Source organism: Longispora urticae (genome assembly GCF_053902585.1).
In genome coordinates, this window is sequence record NZ_JAQZSH010000048.1 from 60,909 (window position 1) to 80,535 (window position 19,627).

17 protein-coding genes and 1 other RNA gene are annotated in these 19,627 nt (G+C 68.3%); 6 read left to right on the forward strand and 12 right to left on the reverse strand.

The features are described 5' to 3' along the window. The first annotated feature begins 259 nt into the window (after nt 1-259). From PT931_RS32930 to PT931_RS32940, 3 genes are all read left to right on the forward strand, one after another. Nucleotides 260-1,423 (forward strand): helix-turn-helix domain-containing protein, encoded by a 1,164-nt coding sequence (locus PT931_RS32930; RefSeq protein WP_456249620.1) that lies wholly within the window; start codon nt 260-262, stop codon nt 1,421-1,423. 4 nt (nt 1,424-1,427) lie between these two features. After that, complete coding sequence (gene ribD / locus PT931_RS32935) at nt 1,428-2,132, forward strand: bifunctional diaminohydroxyphosphoribosylaminopyrimidine deaminase/5-amino-6-(5-phosphoribosylamino)uracil reductase RibD (RefSeq protein ID WP_456249621.1); 705 nt, start codon at nt 1,428-1,430, stop codon at nt 2,130-2,132. 550 nt (nt 2,133-2,682) lie between these two features. After that, nucleotides 2,683-3,321, forward strand: a complete 639-nt coding sequence (locus PT931_RS32940) for a hypothetical protein (protein ID WP_456249622.1) — start codon at nt 2,683-2,685, stop codon at nt 3,319-3,321. A gap of 44 nt (nt 3,322-3,365) precedes the next feature. On the opposite strand, the gene PT931_RS32945 is transcribed toward PT931_RS32940, so the two are convergent. From PT931_RS32945 to rnpB, 3 genes are all read right to left on the reverse strand, one after another. Then, the gene (locus PT931_RS32945) at nt 3,366-3,590 is read right to left on the reverse strand and encodes a hypothetical protein (protein WP_456249623.1); all 225 of its coding nucleotides are present in this window, start codon (nt 3,588-3,590) and stop codon (nt 3,366-3,368) included. Nucleotides 3,591-3,818: 228 nt separating this feature from the next. Beyond that, entirely contained in the window at nt 3,819-4,526 is a 708-nt protein-coding gene (locus PT931_RS32950) for a hypothetical protein (RefSeq protein WP_456249624.1), read from the reverse strand. Between the two features lie 257 nt (nt 4,527-4,783). Continuing rightward, nucleotides 4,784-5,163: RNase P RNA component class A (rnpB, locus tag PT931_RS32955), an RNA gene on the reverse strand. A 26-nt stretch (nt 5,164-5,189) separates the two neighbouring features. Here rnpB and PT931_RS32960 point away from each other — a divergent pair. Together PT931_RS32960 and PT931_RS32965 are read left to right on the forward strand one after the other, a co-directional pair. Further along, nucleotides 5,190-6,116 (forward strand): hypothetical protein, encoded by a 927-nt coding sequence (locus tag PT931_RS32960; protein ID WP_456249625.1) that lies wholly within the window; start codon nt 5,190-5,192, stop codon nt 6,114-6,116. Continuing rightward, nucleotides 6,113-6,823, forward strand: a complete 711-nt coding sequence (locus PT931_RS32965; protein WP_456249626.1) for a sulfite exporter TauE/SafE family protein — start codon at nt 6,113-6,115, stop codon at nt 6,821-6,823. Before PT931_RS32960 ends, PT931_RS32965 begins: the two co-directional genes overlap by 4 nt. A gap of 216 nt (nt 6,824-7,039) precedes the next feature. Here PT931_RS32965 and mctP read toward each other — a convergent pair whose 3' ends face one another. The 7 genes from mctP to PT931_RS33000 form a co-directional block, all read right to left on the reverse strand. Further along, nucleotides 7,040-8,677 (reverse strand): monocarboxylate uptake permease MctP, encoded by a 1,638-nt coding sequence (gene mctP, locus PT931_RS32970; RefSeq protein WP_456249627.1) that lies wholly within the window; start codon nt 8,675-8,677, stop codon nt 7,040-7,042. Beyond that, nucleotides 8,674-8,889, reverse strand: coding sequence for a DUF3311 domain-containing protein (locus tag PT931_RS32975; RefSeq protein WP_363728717.1), 216 nt, complete (start codon nt 8,887-8,889; stop codon nt 8,674-8,676). The genes mctP and PT931_RS32975 overlap by 4 nt, the downstream gene beginning before the upstream one ends. A gap of 208 nt (nt 8,890-9,097) precedes the next feature. Next, entirely contained in the window at nt 9,098-10,207 is a 1,110-nt protein-coding gene (locus PT931_RS32980) for a bifunctional RNase H/acid phosphatase (protein ID WP_456249628.1), read from the reverse strand. After that, complete coding sequence (locus tag PT931_RS32985; protein WP_456249629.1) at nt 10,204-10,944, reverse strand: zinc ribbon domain-containing protein; 741 nt, start codon at nt 10,942-10,944, stop codon at nt 10,204-10,206. Before PT931_RS32985 ends, PT931_RS32980 begins: the two co-directional genes overlap by 4 nt. 12 nt (nt 10,945-10,956) lie before the next feature. Further along, nucleotides 10,957-11,754, reverse strand: a complete 798-nt coding sequence (locus PT931_RS32990; protein WP_363728720.1) for a Nif3-like dinuclear metal center hexameric protein — start codon at nt 11,752-11,754, stop codon at nt 10,957-10,959. 21 nt (nt 11,755-11,775) lie between these two features. Beyond that, a complete protein-coding gene (locus PT931_RS32995; protein ID WP_456249630.1) occupies nt 11,776-12,321 on the reverse strand; it encodes a flavoprotein in 546 nt (181 codons plus the stop codon). Then, the gene (locus PT931_RS33000; protein WP_456249631.1) at nt 12,318-13,553 is read right to left on the reverse strand and encodes a helix-turn-helix domain-containing protein; all 1,236 of its coding nucleotides are present in this window, start codon (nt 13,551-13,553) and stop codon (nt 12,318-12,320) included. Before PT931_RS33000 ends, PT931_RS32995 begins: the two co-directional genes overlap by 4 nt. Nucleotides 13,554-13,696: 143 nt before the next feature. Here PT931_RS33000 and PT931_RS33005 point away from each other — a divergent pair, with 143 nt between their 5' ends. Beyond that, nucleotides 13,697-14,305: a bifunctional DNA primase/polymerase gene (locus tag PT931_RS33005; protein ID WP_456249632.1), complete on the forward strand. Its 609-nt coding sequence runs from the start codon at nt 13,697-13,699 to the stop codon at nt 14,303-14,305. 181 nt (nt 14,306-14,486) lie between these two features. Here PT931_RS33005 and PT931_RS33010 read toward each other — a convergent pair whose 3' ends face one another. Together PT931_RS33010 and hrpA are read right to left on the reverse strand one after the other, a co-directional pair. Continuing rightward, on the reverse strand, nt 14,487-15,527 hold the full coding sequence (locus PT931_RS33010) for a right-handed parallel beta-helix repeat-containing protein (RefSeq protein ID WP_456249633.1): 1,041 nt from the start codon (nt 15,525-15,527) through the stop codon (nt 14,487-14,489). Nucleotides 15,528-15,612: 85 nt separating this feature from the next. Next, nucleotides 15,613-19,431: an ATP-dependent RNA helicase HrpA gene (hrpA, locus tag PT931_RS33015; protein WP_456249634.1), complete on the reverse strand. Its 3,819-nt coding sequence runs from the start codon at nt 19,429-19,431 to the stop codon at nt 15,613-15,615. Nucleotides 19,432-19,627: the final 196 nt, after the last annotated feature.

A 19,627-nucleotide genomic window follows, 5' to 3' on the forward strand; every position in this document is an offset into this window, starting at 1 on the left:
CCTCACTGTCACCGGACTCGACCGGCTCGCCGTTCGGCTGCGTGTCGAGCACGTCAGCGAACAGCCTCAAGAAGTCACTCATGTCATCACCTCCTTTGCATCGCGGTGGATTCGACGCTCAGACGCAGCACTTCGGGCTTTGATGACGGCCACGGCGTAACGGTTGGCCGATCACCTTTAGTAGCTTCCGGGATACCCTGTGCGGAGGACTAGATGGACTCGGTTGACAGCCGAGGGAGTCAACCCCTGTGGAGCCGACATGGCATTGGAAGAGTTTGGTACGGCCCTCCGCCGCATGCGCGACTCCGCTGGCCTGTCCCAGAGCCAGCTTCTCGCCAGCGGGGTGCACTACACGAAGAGCTACCTCAGCAAGGTGGAAACTGGCGCTCGGCAACCGACAGCTGACTTCGCCCGCGCCTGCGACATCGCGCTCGACGCTGGTGGAACGCTGATTCTGCTGGCCGAGTTGGCCTCGGTGGCCGCGTCGCGTGCCCAGAAGCCGCACGCCGACATTCCCGACTGGGACGAACTCCTCCAACAACTCGACCACCGATGGCATGCGCTGGTCCGGGTGGACAACACCGACGGGCCGCACTCGGCGCTGCACGGCGTGCGACAGCAGCTCAACCTGGTGGCCCGCCTACTCCAACAGGCCAACGGGGCGCGACGCCAGGAGGTACTGGCCATCGCCGCGCGGTACGCCGAGTCAGCGGCATGGCTGTGTGAGGATCTAGGAGACCTTCCCGCAGCTCGCAGCTATGTGCACCAGTCCATGGAATGGGCGCTCGAAGCTGACGACAGGCCGATGCTGGCGTGGGCCATGTTCCGCCGCGCCCAGCAGGCGACGACGACCGGCGACGCGGCATCGGTGCTCGGGCTTATCCAGGCAGTACTGCGGCAAGGCGACCTGCCTGACGCGATGCGGGCAGCAGCACTGCAACAATCCGCTGCCGGGCACGCCCTGGCCGGGAACGAACGGGCCTGCCACGCCGCATTGGATGAAGCCCACCGCTGGGCCGCGACACCGGACCACAACGGAGATGCGGGGGGCGGGCATGGCTCGTTCTGCACTCCGAGCTACCTGGAGGTGCAGCGCGGCATCACATGGTTGAGCCTTGGCAATCCCGAGCGGTCGGCCGTCTCGATCGAAGCCGCGTTGCCGGGCCTGCCGGAGTCGTACCAGCGTGACCGCGGTTTTGCCCTGGCCCGGCTCGCCGAAGGTCAGGCCGCCTCGCGCCAATGGGAACGCAGTGCCGACACTGCAATGGCGGCGCTCCAAGTCGCCCGCACCACGGGGTCGTACCGGTCAATGGCTGCCGTTCGCCGGGTCGGCCACTCGCTCGTCGAGATGCGGGGCGCCGTGCCCGAAGTTCGGGCTTTCCTTGCGGTACTCGTGGATGGAACGACCGGTGCAGGGGGCTGAGGCGATGCGGCGGGCGATCGAACTGTCAGCCCGTGGACTGGGTACGACCAGTCCGAATCCGCCAGTGGGTTGCGTAATCCTCAATGCCGACGGGGCAGTTGTCGGTGAAGGCTTCCATGTCAGGAAGGGCGAGCCGCATGCCGAGGTCCATGCCCTCCGAGCAGCTGGGGAATCCGCCCGAGGTGGCACCGCGTACGTGACGCTGGAGCCCTGCAACCATTTCGGGCGCACTCCTCCGTGCCACCAGGCACTCATCGACGCGGGTATCGAACGGGTACACATCTCCGTCATTGACCCCACGTCGCGGGGGGAAGGCGGGGCGGCACGCTTGAGGGCAGCGGGCCTGGCCATCACGATGGGATTGCTGGAAGCGGAGACGTTGGAGGTGCTGGGCCCATGGCTGCACGCCCTTCAGCACAACCGCCCGCATGTCACGTGGAGTCGCGTTGGCATGAGCCGGGCTGAGTCAGCGAAGTGGGACGCGATCCTGACCATCGACGGCAAACTGACCGAGGGGATTCCCGGTGGGCACGGGGAGGGCGTGTTCAGTCTCGACGGCATCGACACTTCACTCAAGCCTGCAGAGTTGCTGACAGCTCTTTACGCCGGTGGCGTGCGGCGTCTGCTTCTCGACGGAGACGCAGCCTTCGTGGAGCCCTTCCTGGCTGCCGGCCTGGTCGACGCCCAGACTCCCGGAACCCAGAGCTGAAGGGGTAACTAGCTGATGGGCCCTCGCATGAACCGCGCACAGCACACAAGCGTGGCCAGCTCCACCAGCTCTTCCACCACCAAGAAGATCAATTGATCTCGATCTGATGAAACTTTCCCTACGAGATCAAGGGCGACCTTCGGTCGCCGCGCCGCCCCAGGCGGCACGGCCCCGCTTGCACCTTCGGCACCGCGTAGCCGACCGCCCAGACGGCGCACGACGAAGCCCCCAGATCCGCTGTGAGTTGTAACGGCAGATCCGGGGGCTTGCTGGTTGCTGGGTGTCGCTGTCTTCTCAAAACCGACTGGGGTGGTCCCTCGCGTGCCCGCTCCGACTAGCGTCCCGACCATCGAGAGCAGCTCACGGAGTAGGGGGTCGACCGTTGTGGTTGCTGGGCCTGGCATGTTCGCCGCTGAAGTTCGGAACGCCGGCCGGCGCATGGTAATGGATCGAGGTCACCCACTGGCGATATCCGGCACGGTGGCATACTCGGTCAATGTTTAATTCGGCATTGTCCTCTTGGGAACACTATTCAGCCCTATGGTCCCCGATGCTCGCCGAGCATGACCCTCGCCACAATCTGGGCGCTGAGGTCGGGACAAGGCTGCGCCAGCTCAATCGCATCATCCAAGGCATACAGCGGGATATGGCAGTCATCCAAGGCCCCCCAGTTGTCCAAGAGGCGATGATGCAGAAACATCTTGAGCGCCACACGCGCCTAACGCGGGGCGCAATTACAATCGAAGAATATACCGAGGAGATCTTGAAGGATACGGATCCCGAAGCAGACGCGGCTTTTGCTGACGCGACTGAGTCCGTGCAGCTACTCACAGAGTCGTTCTACCTCTTTGCGTGGAGACTTGTTGTGGTCCTGACTGGAAACAAGCCAGAGTTTAAGTTTCCCATGCTTGAAAAATTCAAGGACAAGTCGCTTGGGGTCTTGATTGTCCGGAACCATTTGATCGAGCACCCGGAAACACAAGGGCAAAATTTCACCCAAGGCACGCTGATTAGCGACGACGGTCCAGTCTTGCGTACCAACACCGCAATTTTCGGCGCAGACGGCAGTGTTCGTTCCACGGGCGACACGGTCGATGTTGGGTTGTACGTCAATGCGAATCAGTTGCGGGATGAACTGGTTGGCAAGTTTGACCGCGCGGCGGCAACTTTGGAGGCGCAGAGGGCATAGCGTTTCGTGGTGCCAGAGTTGGGTTCGGGTGAGCCCGAGATCGATCAGGACGGTCCCGCGTATCGGTAGCGCGCCCAGCCGCGCGCGCGTACGAAGGAGTCGAGGACGTACCAGTGCCGCTCGGCGGCCCGGTCATCGTCGGCTTCGGCAGATGATGACCAGAACCGCCCGACCTTCGGGGGCGGATCTCCGTCGCTGAAGGTGGTAACGGTTCCCGTATTTCCGTCATACGGGCCGCCGACGTACTCGGCCTCGCACTTCTCGATCATGCCGGCCTCGTGCTTCTTCGGGGGACTTGGCTCCGTGCATCGTGCGTTCCACGTGCAACAGCGGAAGGCGATCAAGGGTGCGACGGGGTCACCAAAGGTCACTACCGAGGCGTCAGATTCATGCCCTGACCTGTGGAAATTCCGGCGGGGAAGGGGTGCGCCTGGTAGGGGTCGAACCTACGACCAACCGCTTAAAGGCGGAGGATCGCCGCGATGACCAGGGGTCACCTACTTACCAAAATGCGGGCAGACCTTCCCGGGCACCCACGGACTTGAGTTCCGCCGGCGGTAGCGGTCATAGAAACCCTTGGACCATGCGTACTGACCAGTTGTATACCAGGTCAAGTGGGGATGACGAGCCTGAAGTTCGTCCAATGCAAGTGTTCCAAGACCTGAGTACTGCCACTCAGGTGAGAATGAGATCTTGTAAAGCAAGCCTGTGCCACAAAGCTGACAAACCCCATACTTCACCTCGCCAAGGTCGCGCTCCTCATCTCCGTCGATGATGAAGTGAAACGTCTCAGCCTCAACATCGACCTTATACGGCTTACTTGGCCCAGGTTTCGCTTGGGAGATCGTGCGGTGCCGCGCCGAACTTGCTGCATCAAACAGCTCCCAGACAAACTCAATGTCTAAGCGCGAAACATCAACCTCACCCCAGCCATCGATCTCGGCGGCCGGCTGACCCAGGAGCTGTTTCACTTCGTCCTTCCACGCCCGAGTGAAGGCGTCTGGACGCAGGTGCGCGTCGTCTTGCGCCGCAAGAGTCTTCCTAAAGGCTTCTCTGACCAACGCCTGTGCAGCAGCCCTGCACATCCGGCCATCAAAGTCGTCGCCACGCGGCGCAGCGAGCCAGGCAACGAACGCACGGAGTCGGCCAACTACCTTCACTGACGGATGATCGGGAACGGGTTCATAGAGCAACTTCGACAGCATGCGGCAAGTATCTCTCACCCCGAACGCGCACAGAAGGCGTGAGGTTCGAACCCACGAAGGATTCCTATGCTGGCGTGCGAGGCCAGCCCTGACTGACCCGCTTGAGTCGATCTTTGGGGAGTCTGTGGGGAATGGGAGTGCCGCTTGGGGAGTCCCTGGGGAGTCAAACGTCGCCCAGCAACGCCCACTGTCGACCACGAATACCGTGAATACAGCCAGCTCACAGCCTTGATCCAAGGCCCTGAACTGGGAGGCGGCGGACGAGTCGGCCTGTACGCCGGGTTCTGTAGCGAGCCGAAGCCCCCTGGCGGCCATCCATCTACGCCCACCGTCACCGATGGGCTCTAGCGGTCTACCCGCGAACTCGGGCGGGCCGCCCTCAAACGCTCGCGCAGATCCGAAGATCCTTTTGACCTTGCTCCGGGTGGGGTTTACCTAGCCGCCCCGGTCACCCGGGGCGCTGGTGGGCTCTTACCCCACCGTTTCACCCTTACCTCGGCCGAAGCCGTGGCGGTCTGTTCTCTGTGGCACTGTCCCGCGGGTCACCCCGGGTTGCCGTTAACAACCACCCTGCCCTGTGGAGCCCGGACGTTCCTCGGGTCCCTCGAAAGGGACACGCGACCGCCCGGCCGACTCGTCCGCCGTACCCCTAGCCTAGTGGATATGAAGATCCCCTTGCCGAGCAGCGCCGACGTCGGGCAGATCGAGGTGTGGGTCACGTCGCGGCCGCTCAGGGAGCTGGTCAGGGCGTTCGGCGGCGCCTGGCCGACCGGTTCGCTGGCGAAGATCCTCTCCGATCTCGACGTGTTCTCCCAGGGCGTGTGGGACTTCCGCGCCGGCCAGGAGCGCCACCTCGCCCGGGCCAAGGAGTTCGACCCGGCGCTGTCCGCCCTGGTCACAGCCTCGTGCCGAGCCCTGGGCCTGGTAGACGAAGAGTCTCCCAAAAACCAGACTTACACCCACATTCTGGTACTCGGTGGCCTCATCCGGGCCTGCATCCAACGCCCGGAGTACGCGGCCCGGCTCAGCGCCCGGGTCTCCGCCGACCATGTCACCGCCCTCGGCAGCTTCCGCCCCCTGACCGACATCGAGAAGTCCCTCGGCCTCCGCCTGGGCCTGGGCACCCCGCAGACAGAGTTCGAGGCCATGGACGCCGGCATGCGCCTGGCCTTCCACCTCACCACTGCCACGGAGACCACCGCCCACGCCCACCGCTACACCGCAGCCCCACCCAGCCAGGCCCTCCCCGCACCAACGTCGTCTCCCGCGACGCAGCCAGCCCCGGCGACCCACACCATCCTCGCCGCCCCCTCCAGCACCCCCGGCCGCCGCGCCAACACCGCCGACACCTACCGCTACTGGGCCGAGAACTACTCCCCCACCGGCAGACTTCTCCTGGTGACCTCCACCGCGTACGTCCCCTTCCAGCACTGCGACGCTCTCCGCGTCCTCGGCCTGGAGTACGGCTGCGAGATCGACACCGTGGGGCTCGCGCCCACCGCGCTCCCGTTCACCCCGGCGAACTACCTCCAGGAGGTCCGCTCGGCGATCCGCTCGATGCGCGCCCTGCACGCGGTGCTGACGGGATGAACGTCCCCCTCCTCCTCACGGCCGGGCTGGCCGCCGGGGCGGTCAACGCGATCGCGGGCGGCGGTTCGCTGATCACGTTCCCCGCGCTGATCGCGGCCGGGCTGTCCCCCGTCACCGCGAACGTGTCGAACTCGATCGCGGCCACCGGCGGCTACCTAGCGAGCGTCGCCGGCAGCTGGAAGGACCTGGACCGGAAGAAGGCAGCCCGGCTCATCCCCACCGCCCTGGCCGGGGCGGCTGTCGGCTGCGCGGTGTTGCTCAACACCCCGGCGGCGGCGTTCGAGGCGGTCGTGCCGTTCCTGGTGCTGGCGGCGAGCCTGGCTCTGCTCGTACCCAAAAAGGAAGCCCGGGAGACGCACCCGGCGGTCCTGCACCTCACGGTCTTCGGGCTTTCCACCTATGCGGGGTACTTCGGCGCGGCCGTCGGCGTCATGCTCCTCGCCGGCCTGTCGCTGACCCTCGCCGACAAGCTGACCAGCATCAACGCGCTGAAGAACGTCATCTCGGCCACGACCGGCCTGGCGACGGCGGCCATCTTCGGCGTCTTCGCCTCACCCAACTGGGGCGCGGTCGCCCTCCTGCTCCCGGCCACGATCATCGGCGGCTACCTCGGCGCCCGCCTGGCCCGCAGGGTCCCGGCCAAGGTCCTCCGCGCCTGCGTCGTCCTCTTCGGCATCACGATCGCCGCCTGGCTCCTCTTCCGCTGACAACCACCCTGGGCGGACGCACAGGACATGCGACCGGACCTGGCCGCCGACCCGACGCCGACTGCGTCCACGCCCGGCGCTCACCAGGTGCCGAAGCCCACCGGAGACATGGGAAACCCGACCGCAGGGCCGGGCCGCCCCGCGGTCGGGTTAGACGCCGACCGGTCATGACCCTCACAGCTCACCCCGAGCGGCCCAGCCATGACCGGCCAAAACCTATGACCTCCGGTTCCCACCCTCCCCGTTGATCAACGCGGTCAGCGCGTCCGGCTTGGAGTCCTCCACGACCGGCCGCACATCCCCCTCGTCCGACGTGTAGTCCGTCGGATGCGTGTGGTCGATGCCGCTCGGCGTCCCCAGCGCCCGGAACAGCAACGTCGCCAGCACCACGACCAACAGGTTGGCCGCGACAGCCACCAGCCCCACGTACACCGTCATCTTGGTGTCGAAGCCGAACTTCGCCAACGGGAACGCAGACCCGCCGAAGTGCTTCTTCGTACCCGCCGCGTTCGGGATCTGGTAGAGCATCCACAGCCCGAACCCGAGCCCGACCGCCCAGCCCGCGAGCAGCGCCCACCGGTGCAACCAGCGGGTATAGAGGCCGATGGCCACGGCCGGCAGCGTCTGGAGGATGATCACGCCGCCGATGAGCTGGAGGTCGATGGAGAACTGGGGGTCGAGGAGCAGGATGCACAGGACCGCGCCGATCTTGACGACCAGCGAGGTTATCTTGCTGACGTTCGCCTCCTGCTTGGGCGTGGCCGTCCTGTGCAGGAACTCCTTGTAGATGTTGCGGGTGAACAGGTTCGCGGCCGCGATGGACATGATGGCGGCCGGGACCAGGGCGCCGATGCCGATCGCGGCGAACGCGATGCCGACGAACCAGTCGGGGAACAGCTTGTCGAACAGCTGCGGGACGATCGTGTTCGTGTCGGTGCCGATCGGGGTGACCTTGGCGGCGATGGCCATGAAGCCGAGCAGGGCGATCAGGCCGAGCAGCAGGCTGTAGGCGGGCAGGGCCGACATGTTCCGCTTGATGACGTCGCGGTTCTTGCTCGCGAGCACCCCTGTGACCGAGTGCGGATACAGGAACAGAGCCAGAGCCGAGCCGAACGCCAGGGTGACGTACTGGAGCTGGTTGTTCGCGTTCAGCAGGGTGCCGTCGGCGGGGTTCGGCGACTTGGTGAACTTGGCGTCCGCCGCGTCGAAGATGCTCCCCCAGCCGCCGAGCTTGTACGGGATGTACAGCACGGCCACGATGATCACGACGTAGATCAGGGTGTCCTTGACGAAGGCGATCAGCGCCGGAGCGCGCAGGCCCGACTTGTAGGTGTAGGCCGCCAGGATGCCGAACGCGACGATGATCGGCCAGTGCCCGGTCACGCCCATCGACTTGAGTACGGCCTCGATGCCGACGAGCTGGAGGGCGATGTAGGGCATGGTGGCGACGATGCCGGTGACCGCGATGACCAGGGCCAGCACCGGGGAGCCGAACCGGCCGCGCACGAAGTCGGCCGGGGTGACGTAGCCGTGCCGGTGCGAGACGGACCAGAGCCGGATCAGGACCAGGAACACGAGCGGATAGACCACGACGGTGTACGGGACCGCGAAGAAGCCCATCGCGCCCGCGCCGAAGACCAGGGCGGGCACCGCCACGAAGGTGTACGCCGTGTACAGGTCACCGCCGATCAGGAACCAGCTGACCCAGGAGCCGAAGTTGCGCCCGCCCAGGCCCCACTCGTCGAGGTGTTCCATGGTCTGCGGGCGGCGCCACCGGGCGGCCACGAAGCCCATGCCACTGACCAGGAGGAACAGGACGGCGAAGATGATCAGTTGTGTCCACTTGATGGTCATGATCTCTTACCCATCCGGTACACCAGGGTCGTGCCGGAGACGCCGACAATGATGAAGGCGAGCTGGAGCCAGTAGAACCGGGGAAAGCCGAAGAGGCGCGGCGAGTCCGCGTTGAAGACGAAGGTAAGCAGTGGGAGAACGATCGGGACCAGCAGCAGCCAGTTCCACGGACTTCGATCGCTGCGCCGGGGCGCGGTGTCGGGGGCGGGCATCCTGGCTCCTTGTGTGACCTGGATCATGTGCCCGCGCACAGTAACCCCTATCAGCCGTTCGGGGGAGCCCCCGACGCGCCGAACGGCTGCCTCCGCGCGCCGAACGGTCGACCCGTCACCGCGTGTATTCCGACGCGGGGTAGGAATAACCGTCGGTGACCGACGAAAAGGGGCCGCCCGTGTGGGCAGCCCCTCGCGTCGGGGTCGGTCAGAGGTGGGTCAGGTGGGACGTGTCGTTGACCAGGCGGACCGAGACGCCGCCGTCGCGCCACGAGTCGACCAGGGACACCCCGGCCGGGTCCAGGTGCAGCTGGTGCAGGAACCCGGGGCCGCCGTCGAGCGCCTCGCGCAGCGCCACCTTGATCGGGCTGACGTGGCTGACCACGACGATCGTCTTTCCGGAGTACCTGTCCCGGAGCCTGGCCACCGCGCCGCGTACCCGCTCGGCGACCTGGTCGAACGACTCACCGCCGGGCGGGGCCAGCGACGTGTCGCCCAGCCACGCGGTCAGCTCGGCCGGCCACTGGGCGGACACCTCCCCGAAGGTGAGGCCCTCCCAGGTGCCGAAGTCGCACTCGATGAGGTCGGGTTCGAGGACCGGCTTGCGGGCGTAGCGGGCCGCGATGGCCTCCGCCGTCTGCCGGGTGCGGGTCAGGGGCGAGCAGACGATGGCGGCGACGTCGTCGGCGATCAGGCCCACTCTGCCGGCTGCGGCTTTCGCCTGGGCCTGGCCCCGGTCGGTGAGGGGTACGTCGCCCCGGCCCGAGTACCGCTTCTCCGCCGTGCGGGGCGTCTCGCCGTGCCGGACCAGGATGAGCCGGGTCGGGGCCTCCGCGCGGGGCACCCAGCCTCCGGGGGCCGGCGCCTCGGCGGCCGGCGCGTCGGACTCGGTGGCCCCGTTGCGCGACACCGGCTTCCCGTCCATCGCGCTGTTCGCCAACGCGTCCGCCCGCGCGTTCTCCGCCCGCGGAATCCACTGGTACGTGACCCGCTCGAACCCCCGGGCCAACGCGGCGGCCTCCCGCGCGAGCGGCTTGAGCCCCTCGTGCTTGATCTGCCACCGCCCGGACATCTGCTCCACGACGAGCTTGGAGTCCATCCGCACGTCGACCTGCCGGGCCCCGAGCTCGCCGGCGGCCCGCAGCCCGGCGATCAGCCCGGAGTACTCGGCCACGTTGTTGGTCGCGATGCCGAGCACGTCGGCCCGTTCCGCGAGCACCGCACCGGTCGCCGGGTCGAGGACGACCGCGCCGTACCCGGCGGGTCCCGGGTTGCCCCGCGAGCCGCCGTCCGCCTCGACCACGACCCGGGCGGTCACAGGCCGGACTCGCCCGTCCGGACCAGGATCCGCCGGCACTCCTCGCACCGGACGACCTCGTCGGGCTTGGTGGCGCGGACCTCGGCGAGCGCGCCGCCGGACAGTTCCAGGCGGCAGCCCTCGCAGCGGCGCTGGCGGAGCATGGCCGCGCCGATACCGCCGCTGGAGTCGCGGATCTTCTCGTACAGGGCGAGGAAGTCGGCCGGCAGGTTCAGCACGATCGGGCCGCGGGACTCGCGGCGGCGGTCCTCCTCGGCGGCGATCTCGGCGAGGGCCTTGTCGCGGCTGGCCTCGGCGGCGTTCTTCGCGGCGGTGAGCGCCTCGACCCGGCCGGCGATGCCCGCGACGACGGCGGCGGCCGACTCGCGCTTCTCCATCAACTCCAGCTCGGAGTCCTCCAGCTCGCCCTGCCGGCGGCCGAGGGAGACGAGTTCGTGCTGGAGGGCCTCGAGTTCCTTGCCGGTGCCCTGGCCGGAGTCGAGCCGGGCCTGGTTGCGCTGGGCGCGCTGGCGGACCTGGTCGATATCGCCCTCGTACCGCTTGATGTCGCGGTCCAGGTCGTCGACCTCGGCCTGGGCGTTGGCCCGCTCGTCGACGATCTGGCGGAGGTCGTTGTCGATCTTGACCAGCTCGGCGTGCTCGGGCAGGTTCTTCCGCCGGTGCGCGAGCTGGTTGAGGGCAGTGTCGACCGCCTGCAGATCAAGCACACGGAGCTGTACGAACGGGTCGACCTTCACTGGCTGGGCTCCTCAAACGTTCCACGGGTCGGTCACGGCGTCAGACACGACGGTATCTACTCCGGCCTCATCTCGCATCCGGCGGGCCAGGTCGTCGAGCCACGGGCGCTCGGTGGCCCAGTGGGCCGCGTCCAGCAGGGCCGGGCCGCCGGCCGCCAGGTGTTCGCTGGCGGGGTGGTGGCGCAGGTCGGAGGTGAGGAAGGCGTCGACACCGGCCGAGGTGGCCGCCATCAGGTAACTGTCCCCCGCGCCGCCGGAGACCGCAACCGTGCGGACAATCCGGTCAGGGTCGCCACCGGCGCGAACGCCCCAGGAGGTGGTGGGGAGCACACAGTTGGCGTGTTCGGCGAACTCGGCGAGCGTCATGTCCTCGGACAGTTCCCCGATCCGGCCGATCCCGCGTCCCCCGCCGGCCGCCGCGCCGGTCGCCGGAACCAGGGGGCGCAGATCGGTCATGCCGAGCCGGTCGGCGAGCGCGTCGGAGACGCCGGGGTTGGCGACGTCGCCGTTGGTGTGCACGACGTGCAGGGCGACGCCGGCGCGGATCAGGTCGCGGATCATCCGGCCCTTGAAGGTGGTCGCCGCGACGCTGGACACGCCCCGGAGCAGCAGGGGGTGGTGGGCGACGATGAGCTGGGCCCCGGCGTCGATGGCCTCCGCGATGGTCTCGGGCACGCAGTCGACGGTGAGGTGGACGCGGTGCACGAAGTACTCGGGGTCGCCGACGACCAGCCCCACCCTGTCCCAGTCCTCGGCCCAGGCCGGCGGATACCACGTGTCGAGGAGTGCGAGGAGGTCCGAGAGGTTCACCGCGGCGAGGCTACCGGGTCCTCACGCCGCCGATAACGCGGCTCGCCGGGGTAGCCCCTCCAGCGCCATGTGCCAGGGGAACGCGTCGACGAGGTGCGCGCCGTGCCGAGGCTCGTGCGGCCGGTGCCCGGGGGTGTCCCACAGCACCCGCACCCCCCAGCTCTCCAGGCGGCGCAGGCTCTCCCCGAACGCGGGGTGCGCGGCGTGCGCCCGGTTGGAGAAGGGCATCGTGACGATCGGCAGCCCGAGCCCGATGGCCTCCACGATCAGGCCGAGCGCCAGGGTGTCGCAGATCCCGGCGGCCCACTTGTTGATCGTGTTGACGGTGGCGGGGGCGACGATCACCGCGTCGGGCTCGGGGAGTACGTCGGGGTCGTCGGGGTTCTTGTAGGTGCTGCGTACCGGGTGCCCGGTCTGGAGTACCAGCGCGTCGGTGTCGATGAACTTGGTGCCGTCGGGGGTGGCCACCACGCACACGTCCCAGCCGTCGGCCTGGGCCAGCTCGACGAGCCGGCCCACCCCGGCGGCGAGGGGTGAGCCGCACGCGATGACGTAGAGGGTCTTCACGCCGCCACTCCCATGTGGTCCACGAGCTCGACGAGCTGGGTGGGGACGTTGCCCCGGTTGCGTCGGACGACCTCGCTGGCGACCTCCTGGGCCTGCGGGCGGCACAGCACCTCGGAGGGGGCCAGTTCGTTGGCCTCCAGGAGCATGGTGGCCGCGCTGTCCAGGGCCCCGTACTGGGTGTGCCCCCGGGCGAGGTCGATCAGGTGGTTGGCGCGGCGCTCGGTGAGCAGCCCCTCGAACTTGGTCATGTCGATGCTGGCGTGCACCTGGGCGGCGAGCTTGCCCTCGCCCATCTCGACGGCGGCGGCGGCCCGGTGCAGCTTGACGTTGGTGGGGCCGAAGCTGGTCCAGTACCGGTTGTCGTCGTGCCCTAACAGCGCCGCGGTCTCCTCGGCCTGGTCGAGCAGTTCCTTGACGGCGGCGTTGTCCCCGAGGTGCGCGGCGGCCATGGCGCCCTGGAGGAGCAGGATGCCGAAGACGCTGAGCCGGTCCGGGGTGGCCTCCGCCTCGGTGGACGGCGCGAGGTGGTTGGCGACGGACACGTTGAGTTCGAGGGCCGGCTGGTGCCGGCCCAGTGAGCGCAACGCGTTGGCCACCCGCATGGAGGCGATGCCGGTGAGCAGCGGGTCGCCGGCGCGCTGGGCGACGTTGATGGCCCGGTCGGCGGCGAGCCAGCACAGTTCGTGCTCGCCGAGTTTGCGCAGCGCCGACGAGGAGATCATGTACACCTGGGCGAGCAGGGAGGCGGCCTGGCTCTCCTCGGCCCGGCCCCGGTACGCGCGGTCGGCGGCCTGGGCGTCGTTGATCAGGCGGGGCAGCAGCCGGGCCAGGATGCCGTACCGCACGTGCTGGAAGGTGTTCCAGGCGTGGTTGACGGACTTCTCCAGCTCGCCGACCGGTGGCGGTTCGCCGAACCCGACGGGGCTGAGGAACGGGCTGATGCTGTCGTAGCACTCCAGGGACGAGCGGATCTCCTCGACCTCGACCTGGTCGATGCAGTTGGCGCTGTCCGGCTTGCGGGCCGGGTCCTTGCCCATCAGGAGCTGGACGTCGACCTGGAGGACCTCGGCGATGTCGTACAGGACGGAGAACTTGTCCAGCCTGCGCACCCCCCGTTCCACCTTGTCGACCCAGCTCTTCGACTTGCCCAGCCGGTCCGCGAACACTTGTTGGGACAAGTTGCGGCGGAGGCGCCAGTACGCCACCCGACGTCCGATGGGCAGCTCATCCACGGCCATCTCTTTGCCTCCTCGTCCAGAGATCGCACACTGTGTCTGTTGCGCTACGCAGAGGTACAAGTAACTTCTTCATGTACCGAGTTCTATTCGGGCCAACGAGCACCCCGCGAAGAAGTGACGACGGAGGAACAGCCGCCATGACGTGGAATCCTGTGCCTAGACCGGTGATTCGGACACTTCTTCGACGCTCCGCTGTGTTATACGCCCGACATGGGTGGAATGTCCTAGCTGGGGCGTACCTGGCAGGGGACAAATTCGACTGCGGAACGACCAGCTGTCCGACCATCAACTGCCACCCCGTACACGATGACCTCGGCGCGCAACTGCGACCAACGGCCGACCCGGACCTGATCGCCACTTGGTGGTACAGGTCGCCGTACACCGTGCTGTTGCCGACCGGGCTCGGCTTCGACGTCATCGAGGTACCCGCGTACCTCGGGGCCCTCGCGGCGCGGATCCTCGACGAGCACGGACCCCGCTGCCCGATCAGCGTCTCGCCCTCCGGACGGTGGATGCTGTTCGTCGCCGAGGGCGAGCCGCTGCGCCCCGAACTGGACCGCCAGCTGGACATAGTCCGGCACGGGCAGGGCTCCTGGGTGCCGGCGCCGCCCAGTCGGTACCCATCAGGACGGGTTCGGTGGGAAGTGTCGCCGGGCACGGTGGGGTGGGCGCTGCCCGGGTCGTACCCGGTGCAGAACGCCCTCGTCGACGCACTCCAGTTGGTGGCCCCCCGCCAGGCCGCCTGATCCCTGCTCAGCACTGCTTCGTTATATCCACTACCAACAGGTACCAACAGGTTTCGGCCAGCGCCCGACAGCGGTGACCAACAAGACCCAAAGAGCCAACGCCGACCCGAACCGTGCTCTTACATCCGAACACGCGTCGACCCCGCCCCGGACGAGCCGGGACGGGGTCGACGTGGTCACGCTACGGAACGCAGAGCCCACCCGGCTGCGACGTACCGCAGTGGTTGGCCTGGAACACGTTCGAGCCGCCGCCGCTGTTGTCGACGATGTCCGCCGGCAGGTTGCCGTGCGCCACGTTCGCCTCGATCAGGTTGTGCGCGGCCGCGTTGCCCCCGACCCCCGGGAACAGCACGATGCCGCCCGGGAACGGCACGGGGCCACCCTTGTTGTCGTTGACGATGTTGGCCGACACCTTGTTGTACTGGCCGCCGATCAGCGCGATGCCGGTGCCCTGGAGCGGCGGCACGTCCCCGGCCGGCGGGCAGAACCGGTTGTTGCCGCTCACGTTGTTGGCGCTCACCTCGTCGTGGCCGAGGCCGCCCGGCTGGCCGTCGTCCACCAGCACGATGCCGGCGCAGTTGTCGACGATGTTGTTGGCCGACACCTTCACGTGGTGGGCGTGCCGGACCAGGATGCCCAGCGCGCTGCCCGAGACGTGGTTGCCGGAGACCTTGGTGCCGTACGCGTTGGCGATGTCACCCACGTACAGGCCGGCCTCCTCGTGCGAGCCGGTCACCCAGTTGCCGACGAACTCGCCGCGGGTGGACTCGAACTCGGCGATGCCGTACTCGGGGTTGTCGACCGCGTGCACGGTGCGCACGGTCAGCCGGTCGGTGAACAGCCCGAACACCCCGAACTCGAAGTCCCGGACCGTCAGGGACTCCACCGTCACGCCGTGTACCGGGTGCCCGGGCGTGCCGAGGACGCAGATGCCGGTCGGCGGGGCCTGCCCCGCGCAACCGTTCGCGCCCATCGGTGCGATGACGGTCTCCGGGCCCGCGCCCCGGATGGTGATGCCGTGCTTGGTGACCTTGACGCCCCCCGCGTACGTCCCGGGCAACAGCTGGATGGCACCACCGGGGTGCGCGGCGTCGACGGCCGCCTGGATGGACTGGCCGGGCAGGACGATCTGGCTGTCGCCGGCCATGGCGGGTGTGGCGCCGAGGGCGACGGTCGAGGCGACCACGGCCCCGACCATCAGAATTCTGGCAATGCGTTGCATTGGGCGTTACCTCCGTATAGGCGATGTTTGCCAACACATAGCCTGCCCCGGGAGGTGCATCCGTATTACCCGAATTTGCGAATTACTAGAGCTCGTCCATCGCCTTGTAGATCCGCTTCTCCGACACCGGGTACGCGGTCCCCAGGCTCTGCGCGAAATAGCTCACCCGCAGCTCCTCGATCATCCACCGGATCCTGGTCAGCTCCGCACTCGGCGGCACCTCGGTGACCAGCTGGCGGTACTCCGCCTCGACCTCCTGCACCGACGCGGTCCACTGCTTGTCCCGGGCGCCGTTCGTCGGCAGCTTGTCCAGGCGCTGCTCGATGCCCTTGAGGTAACGCGGCAGCTGCGGCACCTGCCGGCCCCCGGCCGCCGCCACGAACCCCGGGTAGATCAGCCCGGACAGCTGCCGGCGCATGTCGGCGAGCGCGGCCAGGTCGGCGGGGGCCTTCAGCCGGCCCTCGACGGTGTGCGCGATGCCCAGCACGAGCTGCACGTGGGTGATCACGTTGTACACGACGTCGGACAGCGAGGCCCGGACGTGGTCGCGGAGCTTCGTGAACCCCTCCGCCGTCCACGCGGGGCCGCCGGCCTGCTCCACGAGCGCGTCCACGGCGCAGTTGGCGCAGTCGTCGAACATCGCCGTGGCCTTGCCGCCCGGATAGCGCGACAGGGCCAGCTTCGCCTGGTTGGACAGCCGGGCCAGCACCGGCTTCACCGGCGAGGAGATCGTCAGGAGCAGCAATCGACGGGTACCGACGACCATGGCCGCCGCCGCCTCCGCCTGGTTCTCGAACACCTTCACCGACACCGAGTCGCCCGCGTCGACCAGCGCCGGGTACGCGTTCACCGGGTAGCCGCCCAGGTTGCGCTGGATCACCTGCGGCAGGTCGCCGAGGTCCCAGGATTTCAGCCCGCGCCGCTCGATCGAGCTGCCCGCCGTGGCCAGCTCCTGCTGCACCTTCGGCTTGAGCTGCTGCTGGAGGGCCACCAGGTCCTTGCCCTCGGCGAGGGTGGCGCCCTTGTCGTCCAGTACCCGATAAGTGATCTTCAGGTGGTCCGGCACCCGGGACAGGTCCCAGTCGGCGCGCCCGATCTGGTGGCCCCCGCTGTAGCGGCGCAGCTCGCGCTCCAGGCCGTCGAGCAGCGGCTCCGAGCCGGGGGTGAGCCGGTCCAGCGCGGCGGCGGCGTAGTCGGGCGCCGGCACGAAGTTGCGCCGCACGGCCTTCGGCAGCGACTTGATCAGGGCCGTGACCAGGTCCTGGCGCAGCCCGGGGATCTGCCAGTCGAAGATCCCGGGGGTCAGCGTGGACAGCCGGCCCAGCGGCACGTGCACCGTGACCCCGTCGGCGTCGGCCCCGGGCTCGAACTGGTACGTGAGCGCCAGGCCGTCCCAGACGTCCGGGTAGTCCTTCGGGTCGAGCGCGCCCTTGCCCTCGTTGATCAGCATCGCCTTGGAGAAGCTGAGCAGGTCGGGCTGCTCGCGTTTCGTCTTCTTCCACCAGGAGTCGAAGTGCCGACCGGAGACGCACTCCTTGGCGACCCGCTCGTCGTAGAACTGGAACAGGGTCTCGTCGTCCACCAGGATGTCGCGGCGGCGGGCCCGGTTCTCCAGCTCCTCGACCTCCTCGAGGAGATCGCGGTTCTCCTGGAAGAACGCGTGGTGGGTGTCCCAGTCGCCCTCGACCAGCGCGTGCCGGATGAACAGGTCCCGGGCCACCGTCGGCGCGATCCGGCCGTAGTTGACCTTGCGCTGGGCGACGATCGGCACGCCGTACAGCGTGACCTTTTCGTACGCCATCACGGCGGCCTGCTTCTTCTCCCAGTGCGGCTCGGAGTAGCTGCGCTTCACCAGGTGCGGCGCGAGGGGCTCCACCCACTCGGGCTCGATCTTCGCGTTGATCCGGCCCCAGAGCTTCGACGTCTCCACCAGCTCGGCGGACATCACCCAGCGCGGCGGGGTCTTGAACAGCGCCGAGCCCGGGAAGATCGAGAACTTCGCACCCCGCGCCCCGAGGTACTCGCGCTTGGTCGCGTCGAACAGGCCGATGTGCGACAGAAGGCCGCTGAGCAGGGCGAGATGGATGCCCTGGGCAGCGGCCGGCGCGTCGTTCAACGGGAGGTTCAGGGTCTTGGCGACCTGGCGGAGCTGGCTGTAGATGTCCTGCCACTCGCGGACGCGGAGATAGTTCAGGAACTCGGTGCGGCACATCCGGCGGAACTGGTTGCTCGACAGCTCCCGCTGCTGGTCCTGCAGGTGCTTCCACAGCGCCAGGAACGACGCGAAGTCCGAGGACTTGTCCACGAACCGGGAGTGCTTCTCCGTGGCCGCCATCTGGTGCTCGGCGGGCCGCTCGCGCGGGTCCTGGATGGACAGTGCCGCCGCGATCACCATGACCTCGCTGACACAGCCGTGCTTGTCGGCCTCGATCACCATCCGGGCCAGCCGCGGGTCCACCGGCAGCGCGGCGAGTTTGCGGCCCATCGGGGTCAACCCGTCGGAGTCGAGCGCGCCCAACTCCTCCAGCAGCTGCACGCCGTCGGCGATGTTGCGCTTGTCCGGCGGCTCCAGGAACGGGAACGCCGCGATGTCGCCCAGCCCGATCGAGGTCATCTGGAGAATCACGGACGCCAGATTGGTACGCAGGATCTCCGGGTCCGTGAACTCCGGGCGCGACTCGAAGTCCTCCTCCGAGTACAGCCGGATGCAGATGCCGTCCGAGGTGCGCCCGCAGCGGCCCTTGCGCTGGTTGGCCGACGCCTGCGACACCGCCTCGATCGGCAGCCGCTGCACCTTCAACCGGTGGCTGTACCGCGAGATCCGCGCCGTCCCCGGGTCGATCACGTACTTGATCCCCGGCACCGTCAGCGACGTCTCCGCCACGTTCGTCGCCAGGACCACCCGGCGCCCGGCGTGCGGGGCGAACACCCGGTGCTGCTCGGCCACGGACAGCCGCGCGTAGAGCGGCAGCACCTCCGTACCCCGCAGCTTGAGCTTGTTCAGCGCGTCGGCCGTGTCCCGGATCTCGCGCTCGCCGCTGAGGAACACCAGGATGTCCCCCGGCCCCTCCGACTGGAGCTCCTCCACCGCGTCGGCGATGGCCGAGGTCTGGTCGGTGTCCTCATCCTCGATCGGGTTGTACCGAACCTCCACCGGGAACGTGCGGCCCGAGACCTCCACGATCGGCGCGCCGTCGAAGTGCGCCGCGAACCGCTCCGGGTCGATCGTCGCCGAGGTGATGATCACCTTCAGGTCGGGGCGGCGCGGCAGGAGCTGCTTGACGTACCCGAGGATGAAGTCGATGTTCAGGCTGCGCTCGTGCGCCTCGTCGATGATCAGCGTGTCGTACTGCTCCAGCGCCCGGTCGTTCTGCAACTCCGCGAGCAGGATGCCGTCCGTCATCAGCTTGACCAGCGTCGTGTCCTTGACGTGGTCGGTGAACCGGACCTTGAAGCCGATCGCGTCGCCCAGCTCCACGTTCAGCTCTTCGGCGATCCGGTCCGCCACCGTCCGCGCGGCCAACCGGCGCGGCTGGGTGTGCCCGATCAGGCCCCGCACGCCCCGGCCGAGTTCCAGGCAGATCTTCGGCAGCTGGGTCGTCTTCCCCGAACCCGTCTCCCCGGCCACGATGACGACCTGGTGGTCGCGGATCGCCGCGAGCAGGTCGTCCTTCTTCTGGCTGACCGGCAGCGCCTCGGGATACGTGATCGCCGGCACCGCCGCCCGGCGCCGGGCCACCCGCTCCTCGGCCGTGGCCAGGTCGGCGGCGATCTGCGGCAGCCTCCCCTGGTCGCGGCGCGCGCCGTCGAGCCGACGCCCCAGCCTGCGCTGGTCTTTCAGCATCAGCTCGGGCAGCCGCTGGAGGAGATCGGCGAGGCGGGGTGTTTCCGGTGCTGTTCCCATGTCCGCACCAGGATAGGTGGTCGGCCGGGGCCGGATCACCGGGTTTACGCGCCGGAGCCCCCGGCGTGGCCTGAGCCACACCGGGGGCCGCGCCCCGGGCCTTCCGAGCGGCCCGGGGCGGGGGCCCGGCCCCATGGTGGTGGGCCGGGGGCCTAGCCACCCCGGGCACCCAGCCGCGCCCGGGGTGGGACCCCGG

Excerpts from the sequence above, each read along its gene's own strand:
- mctP (WP_456249627.1), bottom strand. The coding sequence starts at position 8,677 with ATGACCATCAAGTGGACACAACTGATCATCTTCGCCGTCCTGTTCCTC.
- PT931_RS32965 (WP_456249626.1), top strand. The coding sequence starts at position 6,113 with ATGAACGTCCCCCTCCTCCTCACGGCCGGGCTGGCCGCCGGGGCGGTC.
- ribD (WP_456249621.1), top strand. The coding sequence starts at position 1,428 with ATGCGGCGGGCGATCGAACTGTCAGCCCGTGGACTGGGTACGACCAGT.
- PT931_RS32945 (WP_456249623.1), bottom strand. The coding sequence starts at position 3,590 with ATGATCGAGAAGTGCGAGGCCGAGTACGTCGGCGGCCCGTATGACGGA.
- PT931_RS33005 (WP_456249632.1), top strand. The coding sequence starts at position 13,697 with ATGACGTGGAATCCTGTGCCTAGACCGGTGATTCGGACACTTCTTCGA.
- PT931_RS33010 (WP_456249633.1), bottom strand. The coding sequence starts at position 15,527 with ATGCAACGCATTGCCAGAATTCTGATGGTCGGGGCCGTGGTCGCCTCG.
- PT931_RS32940 (WP_456249622.1), top strand. The coding sequence starts at position 2,683 with ATGCTCGCCGAGCATGACCCTCGCCACAATCTGGGCGCTGAGGTCGGG.
- PT931_RS32930 (WP_456249620.1), top strand. The coding sequence starts at position 260 with ATGGCATTGGAAGAGTTTGGTACGGCCCTCCGCCGCATGCGCGACTCC.
- PT931_RS32960 (WP_456249625.1), top strand. The coding sequence starts at position 5,190 with ATGAAGATCCCCTTGCCGAGCAGCGCCGACGTCGGGCAGATCGAGGTG.
- hrpA (WP_456249634.1), bottom strand. The coding sequence starts at position 19,431 with ATGGGAACAGCACCGGAAACACCCCGCCTCGCCGATCTCCTCCAGCGG.
- PT931_RS32975 (WP_363728717.1), bottom strand. The coding sequence starts at position 8,889 with ATGCCCGCCCCCGACACCGCGCCCCGGCGCAGCGATCGAAGTCCGTGG.
- PT931_RS32950 (WP_456249624.1), bottom strand. The coding sequence starts at position 4,526 with ATGCTGTCGAAGTTGCTCTATGAACCCGTTCCCGATCATCCGTCAGTG.